This is a genomic window from Methylocapsa sp. S129 (assembly GCF_009765995.1).
In the GTDB taxonomy this organism is placed as follows: domain Bacteria; phylum Pseudomonadota; class Alphaproteobacteria; order Rhizobiales; family Beijerinckiaceae; genus Roseiarcus.
This window is the reverse complement of sequence record NZ_LMUI01000046.1, coordinates 186,904-188,427: the sequence shown is the minus strand read 5'-3', so window position 1 is coordinate 188,427 and position 1,524 is coordinate 186,904. Positions and strand designations below refer to the sequence as shown.

Here is a 1,524-nt window from a genome sequence, read left to right as displayed (position 1 = left end):
CGTCTTCAAGGTCGTATAGCCAAGACCCAGATAGGCCTCGATCGTCTCAGTCCCGTCGCTCGTCGCAGAGCCGATCGTCACGCTCGAAGCCGTCGACTTCGCGGTAAACGTCGTGTCCGCCGTTACGCTGTCCAGCGTCAGAGCGGAGGCGCCCTCTACGTCCACGCCGCCCGCGACCGCCGACAAAGTCGCCGCATGCAAGGCCGCCGTCTGCTGCAACGAAAGATCGCCGGTATCCGCGGTTGCGTTGAGGTTGGAGAGGCCGACCGATAGCGGCCCGATCGCCACGCCGGCGTTGAGAAGTCCCCAAACGCCCGTATTCGCATCGGCGATTCCGGCTCCGGCGTCGCCATTGCCAAGGATGCTGCCTTTGCCGGCCGTGACCACGGCGCCAAGACTGGCGGCGCCGGCCTCAATGTCGATGACATTCCCCGTCGTATCGGCCGAAGCGCTCGTCACCTTGCCGAGGGTCACATCGCCGGTTGCAGAAATCAGGATGTCGCCCCCAGCCGAAACGCCGGCGCCGGAATCCATGCTGAAGCTGGCGGCGCGCAGCGTCACCGGCCCGTTCGCGGAGGATATCGCGCCATCGACAATCGTCGGCGTCAGTACGGTTTCGACCCGCAGCTCGCCGCCGGCGGTCAGCGACAGCACATTGCCGACCGAAAATGTGGTGACGTTCACGGCGTCCGCGCTCGTCAACCAGGCCGAGCCGCCGGCGGAGCCCGACAAGACGCCACCCGCGCCAAGGGTGAACGAGAATGGCGTCGCAATCGTGCTTGGCGCCACGGGCGCGATGCCGATATTCTCGCTCGCCGTCAGCGTCAGGCTGCTTGAGATCAGGGTTGCATTGGCGTCCACAGGCAGAATGTTGCCGGCCGTCGCTTCGAGATGGGCGGCGCCGCCCGCCGTGACGGATTCGATCGTCAGATCGCCGGTTCCCGCCACGACTGTCGCGTTGCCTTTCGGGGCCGAGACACTAGACCACGACAGCAGCGTGCCCGCTTCGACATCGGCGTCGCCATTGGTCGCGACGACGGACGCCCCCGAGTTGGAGGTAGCGCTTATTAGCTTGGCCGAGCCGTCCGCCGCGACAGAGCCGCCCGCGATCGCGCCGGCGTCCGAAGTGACGAAAATATCGCCCCTGACTTTGGCGGTCAGACTGCCAAAGCCGACGGCGCCTGCTCCCTCGATCGTCTGCGTCCCACTGCTGTTCGTCGTGGTCAGTGTCAGCGCGCCGCCGCTCGTCGCCGCCAGCGACGTTCCCGCATTCACATTCGTCCAGTCAGTTGACGCCGAAGCCGACGGCGCCGCCAGACTGCCCGCCGTCAGCGTCACCCCGCCATGGGTCGCCGTCACCGTCGCGCCCGCATTCGACGTCGCGCTCGTCAGCGACGCCGAATTACCGGCCGCGACCGAACCGCCCGCGATCGAGGCCGTATCCGACGTCACGTCGACATCGCCCGCCTTCGACGTCAGAAGCGTGAAGCCGACGGCGTCCGTCGCCTCGATCGTCTGCGTCCC

Annotated in this window: 1 protein-coding gene; it reads right to left on the bottom strand. The window is 66.9% G+C overall.

Annotated elements, in window-relative coordinates; translation table 11 throughout:
* A partial coding sequence (locus tag GSQ90_RS24215; RefSeq protein ID WP_210254966.1) for a hypothetical protein occupies nucleotides 1-1,524 on the bottom strand: 1,524 nt, incomplete at both ends.